This window comes from Microvirga zambiensis WSM3693 (assembly GCF_016735695.1).
Taxonomy (GTDB): domain Bacteria; phylum Pseudomonadota; class Alphaproteobacteria; order Rhizobiales; family Beijerinckiaceae; genus Microvirga; species Microvirga zambiensis.
The window spans coordinates 1-4562 of record NZ_JAERQD010000140.1 but is presented as its reverse complement, the minus strand read 5'-3'; the positions used below and the strand labels follow the sequence as shown (position 1 = coordinate 4562).

Sequence of the window (4562 nt, the reverse complement as noted above, 5' to 3'; positions counted from 1 at the left end):
AGGGTCGAGATGAGTGAATCACGAAGCCGCCACGCCGCATAGCCCCAGCGACTCCGTCAGAACTGCCGTTGCTCTAGCAAGAGGAGTCGGCCTGAAGTCTTTGGCCGAACAGGACTAGACCAAGCTCTTTCAGGCACCTGACGATGGCCTCCGGAGTGGCGCCTCGCGTACAGCGCAACCTCTATGCAAGCGTCCTTTGAATTCGCCTCTCCAGTTTATCAAGCTCTCGCAGATATGGTGCACGTCGTTCCTGATGACGCTTTTCAAGTGTGGCAATGGCCCTCTGTTTGAAAGGCTCATTGACTTCGCTCGTCAGGATTGTCTCCCGGTCCTTCTGGTACCCAAAATCAATATCGGCGAGGGACCGCAGCAACGACTGCGCCAGTTGCAGAATGTCTGGCGAGTAGGTGCCTGCAGGTTGTTGAGACGCTCTTGTGGGCAGGCGTTCGAGCATGGCAGTGGCCATCATATTCCTCCGAATTCTTGTTACTCTCGCGTAGCATCGCCGACGTGCGACGGTATTTTGCGAGACCCTATAGAGGGGCTACGCGAAAGCAGACTTGGTTCCTGGGGAACGGTATTTAATGCAGCACCCCAAGGCGGCCTTCCACAAAGAGCGATGACCGCCTCCAAAGGTAAAAGTGGTCGCGCTCTGCAAGATCCAACTGCGGATCGTTTTCGAGGCGTGCGATTTGTGCCTCGACTGCTGCAAGCTCGCGCTCAAGCCGCGAGATGTACCGCCGCGGATTCGGCACCGGTTTCGGCTTCTTGCCACTCATAACGCACCCCACTTGCACAGCCATCGCATAGCCGTTCGCGCACGGAATGCTTGGAAATTTGCTGGCGATGACGAAGCGCCCCGAACTTTCTTATTTGGAAGAGACTATGCTGATTCGGGAGTAATCCGTCTGTTGGAAAGCCGACAGAACGGCAAGCATTTAAATCACTGCAGGCCGAATAGTAAAAGGCGAAGGCGCGGCTCCTCGGGAAAGTGGATTGCAAAAGTTTCGGTCTGCCACCCAAGCCAAAAGGGATGCGCTGGGCCACCCGCGAGCGGTGGGTCACCAACTATGATCCTCCTGAGGAGGTTCTCAACGCTTAACGCGGCATCGTCACGACACGGTTGATGAGGCGGCTGTGAGTAAAGTATCCCGACCAAGTTCCTCTTATTGTCCTTGAATGAGGCCAAATTGATTTGGAGGACGATAGTTACCTCAGCGGTTTAGAGGGGGCGAAAACCAAGGATCTGTCTATGTGTCGCCTTGGAACAGCCTTGATCTGGACGTCGCAATAGTCAGCCATGGGGTTGGGTTTGCGGGGTAACACATGCACTTGGATGATCCTTTTCCTCTCGAAGCCGTTCCGTCGCGGATTCAACATCCGCTTTTGCGTGAGTTTGGAGGGCGCTGTCCTAGCCTACGAGAAGTCGACCAGATCCCGGACAAGCAATGGCTGGCGACCCCAGGCATTGGTCCGACGTTCCTGGAGGTGATCCGCAGCATCACTCTTGCCGAGGAAGGGCTGACTGTTAGCCACGCTGCTTCGCCGAGCTTATCGGATGCTGAGTTGCTGAGGCGCCTTGAACGGCTCCAAGCGGAGTTGCAGAGCCTGCAGGCTGAACTGACGGCTCGAATGCCCACAGGGCCGAGGTAGTAACCGAACCATTTGCGACGCGACCGCGCGACGCGAGATGAGGCTAGGCACCAAGGGCATTGGGCTGATACGGCCGAAGCTACGCCGCTTAAGGGTATGTGCTTCCCAATGGATTGGGAGGCGGTGTCCACCCGCCTATCCGCTCTTCTGCTGCCGCCTCCTTCAAGGCCAGAAGTAGAACGCCAATGTCATCGTCCAGCAGATTGACGGCATTGCGGGCATATTCCCGGAAGCGCTCCTGACGAACTGTTGGCTCGTCCGCCCACAGGCAGCCCGTTTGCGCGGTTTCATAAATGGCCTGGGCCACACGCTCAATTCGGTGCCCCATCTTCTCGCTAATCATGAGACGGCTCCTGCCTGCGGTTTAGGGAACGTTGTGGCCGCTCGTGTCAGAGACTGGCCAGCAGAAGGCTTGCTGCGATTAGGGAGCCGAGCGAGGTTACAAAGAGGACAGATGCCCGCTGAAATGACGGGTTCGCATCGGCCACGCCCGTCAGGTCTGAAACCATGCTGTGAATAATTTCGGAGGTTTGCGGGTCGGCCACGAGCCACTCCTGCTGTCGGTTAACGTCATATGCTCGTTAACGGAGGCAGGGACGGGTTTATTCCATCACGGAATTTATCAGGATGTTGCGATTGCAGCACAGGAATGCAGCCCTAAGTTGGAACGTAGGAGGGCTGATGATGACAGAGGGCGAGGTTGAAGCCGTAGCAGCAGAGTTTGCCAAAGCAGGAGGTGTCTCCTGGCATTCAGGGCAGGAGCGTGGTCCACTGAAATTGGTCTTGGACCGTTACCGGGACCGCGCCCGCCTCGCTATTGCAGCGCTCGACCGCGTCCGCGCAGCCGAGCAGAGCATTTCTCGCGATACCGTCGGCATTGAGCCGCTGGGGCCTATCGCACAATCCTCCCTTGAGTCGGTCTCCAACGATGTCGTCTCTGAAGGGAGCCTGGTTTTGTACCGCCCTCCGGGAGACAAGAGAACTTACCCCTGCCGCGTCGCGAAGCTCGATGGAAGCCGCGCGTACCTTGTGCCCGAGATCCCGACCTGCACCGGGTGGGTGGATCTTGATAGCCTCTCCTCCCCAGCAATCCAGTAAGGTGTCTCAACCATGGTAACTTTCACGAATGGCAATCAGACACCTGCTGAAGACGCTGTCGAAATTAATCCGCCTGCCGGATCTTCGGCTGGATCTGCTACAGGTCTTTGGGCACCAGCGCGTTACTACTTCAACCTCACTGATGGCAACACTATGATCCGCGACGAGGAGGGCATCACGGCGTCCAGTGTTCAGGCTGCTGTGGTCTCCGCCATGGAAGCCGTCGAAGAGCTTCGGGCTCAAGACCCCTTGAACTCGGATGAGTGGCAGGGATGGCAGCTAGAGATTGTCGACGCCTCAGGTCAGGCGGTGCAGGTCATTCCGCTTGATGCCCTCTCAGCTCATTAGTTAGACTCGGAGCGGCAGTGGCGCTGCTGATGAAGCAAATCGCGCCAAGAGATTTCGATTCAGAATTGAGGCTCTAATCAGAGGAAGGGTGGCCCGCGTGGACTTCGGCAGCAGCAGGCCCACGACACCACCGCGCCCGAACAGGGCCACCTCGACGGTGGTGCCGTCTTCCAGCACATTTACGAGCGACACCACGGCGTGGTGAGGGAAGTAGGCGTGGCGGATGGGATCACCGGCCTCATAGAGCACCTGCTTAAGGGTCAGCTCGACCCCCTCCAGGTGGGGTTCCAGAGCCGCAAAGTCCTCGGACTCCAGAGCCGCCAGGAGCCAGTTCGTGCGGTGTACAACTTTCAGAGCGTGGGTCATGGCCACACCCTCCTCCGTCCAGATAACACGGTTGCGGGCAAATTATTCCAACGTGGCCGGTTCCATCCTGGACGTTATGCGAAATTCGCGACTCGGTTTGCGCGCGTGTGTCCGTCGAGGCGTTCCGACAGAACGGAGATTAACTCCTTATGGGCCTCCTGAGCCTTCTGCGTGTCTCGACTATGACTTAAGCCTTCCAAGGCTAATAGCTGCTTCTCCGCAAGAGCAATGCGCCGCCGCATACTTTCGGGTGTGGTGTGCTTGGCCGCCTCTGTTAGCACCCATCTCAATCTTGGACCGGTCAGCTTAGGCATTGGACCCTCGGGGTTACTGTCCCAGAGTGTCAATCTACTCTAGGACCAAATAGGGACGTCAACGACAAGAGTTGAAGCTCTTTCAACGGGATTTTATGTCTCATTCCGTCAAGCCAACTCTGCACTGATCCCGAGCGAGGGCGGGCGAGGGACGGCTAGTTCGCTTAGGAATCACCACAAATAATAGGAGTTTTATTTCAGAACTGTATGGAATCCGACAGACAAAGAGAGCTTCCAATTATAGGTGGAAAGTCCGGCCCCTGGGTCTGCCTCCAATTTCGAGAGCCGGAAACTAAAGCGCTCCTGAGATCGAAGGGGCGCTTTTTTTGGTTGGACCTTCTGGTCATCCGCCAGAAAGGGCAAGCTGTCCTCGCTCCCAAAGATTCCCCAGCCGTGGAGCCTAGTTACTGTCTTGACCGTCCAGAATCCCACGGTCACGCGCAAGTTGGGTGGCGTCCCATCCTCGACCCTCCAAAGAATCACAGGCGTCCCATCGCGCGGTGGCGTACAGATTGGGGACCAGCCACCTGAAGAGGATATTGGATGCCGACGAATGCAAAGCCCTTGCCGAGCTCAAGAATGAGGGACCGGAGATGATCCAGGAGGCTGCGCTCGAGTTCGCGCTCGGACATGTCTGAACCGAGTGCCAAGAAGTCAAAGCTATAGGGATCCTTGATCAACTCCTTGGCGAGCTCTGATTGGGGTGTGTCAATGCCGATTGAATCGTCCTCAGAAGCGCCGAAGTAAAATTCCCCACTTCTGCCGCCTACGTCCTCAGGGGCT

General features: G+C 57.0%; 8 protein-coding genes. 2 read left to right on the top strand and 6 right to left on the bottom strand.

Translation table 11 applies throughout. From position 1 onward, the window contains the following. Positions 1-181 precede the first annotated feature (181 nt). The 4 genes from JKL46_RS34130 to JKL46_RS34115 all read right to left on the bottom strand — a co-directional run bounded on the left by JKL46_RS34130 (position 182) and on the right by JKL46_RS34115 (position 2198). Positions 182-466 carry a hypothetical protein gene (locus JKL46_RS34130; protein ID WP_201842864.1) on the bottom strand — a complete coding sequence of 95 codons (285 nt, stop codon included), beginning with the start codon at positions 464-466 and terminating at the stop codon, positions 182-184. 115 nt (positions 467-581) lie between these two features. Continuing rightward, positions 582-779 carry a hypothetical protein gene (locus tag JKL46_RS34125; RefSeq protein WP_246529731.1) on the bottom strand — a complete coding sequence of 66 codons (198 nt, stop codon included), beginning with the start codon at positions 777-779 and terminating at the stop codon, positions 582-584. 962 nt (positions 780-1741) lie between these two features. Then, positions 1742-1996 carry a hypothetical protein gene (locus JKL46_RS34120; RefSeq protein ID WP_246529730.1) on the bottom strand — a complete coding sequence of 85 codons (255 nt, stop codon included), beginning with the start codon at positions 1994-1996 and terminating at the stop codon, positions 1742-1744. A 46-nt stretch (positions 1997-2042) separates the two neighbouring features. Beyond that, a complete protein-coding gene (locus JKL46_RS34115; RefSeq protein ID WP_201842861.1) occupies positions 2043-2198 on the bottom strand; it encodes a hypothetical protein in 156 nt (51 codons plus the stop codon). Positions 2199-2334: 136 nt separating this feature from the next. Here JKL46_RS34115 and JKL46_RS34110 point away from each other — a divergent pair, with 136 nt between their 5' ends. Next, complete coding sequence (locus JKL46_RS34110; protein ID WP_201842860.1) at positions 2335-2751, top strand: hypothetical protein; 417 nt, start codon at positions 2335-2337, stop codon at positions 2749-2751. Between the two features lie 12 nt (positions 2752-2763). Next, positions 2764-3099, top strand: coding sequence for a DUF6894 family protein (locus JKL46_RS34105; protein ID WP_246529729.1), 336 nt, complete (start codon positions 2764-2766; stop codon positions 3097-3099). Here the strand turns inward: JKL46_RS34105 and JKL46_RS34100 are convergent, their stop codons facing one another. Then, complete coding sequence (locus tag JKL46_RS34100; RefSeq protein WP_201842859.1) at positions 3100-3465, bottom strand: Crp/Fnr family transcriptional regulator; 366 nt, start codon at positions 3463-3465, stop codon at positions 3100-3102. A gap of 793 nt (positions 3466-4258) precedes the next feature. Further along, on the bottom strand, positions 4259-4562 hold a 304-nt coding region (locus tag JKL46_RS34095; RefSeq protein ID WP_246529728.1), incomplete at its 5' end, for a PDDEXK nuclease domain-containing protein.

Coding starts and splice junctions, on each gene's coding strand:
- JKL46_RS34105 (WP_246529729.1), top strand. CDS start 2,764: ATGGTAACTTTCACGAATGGCAATCAGACACCTGCTGAAGACGCTGTC.
- JKL46_RS34130 (WP_201842864.1), bottom strand. CDS start 466: ATGGCCACTGCCATGCTCGAACGCCTGCCCACAAGAGCGTCTCAACAA.
- JKL46_RS34125 (WP_246529731.1), bottom strand. CDS start 779: ATGAGTGGCAAGAAGCCGAAACCGGTGCCGAATCCGCGGCGGTACATC.
- JKL46_RS34100 (WP_201842859.1), bottom strand. CDS start 3,465: ATGACCCACGCTCTGAAAGTTGTACACCGCACGAACTGGCTCCTGGCG.
- JKL46_RS34120 (WP_246529730.1), bottom strand. CDS start 1,996: ATGATTAGCGAGAAGATGGGGCACCGAATTGAGCGTGTGGCCCAGGCC.
- JKL46_RS34110 (WP_201842860.1), top strand. CDS start 2,335: ATGATGACAGAGGGCGAGGTTGAAGCCGTAGCAGCAGAGTTTGCCAAA.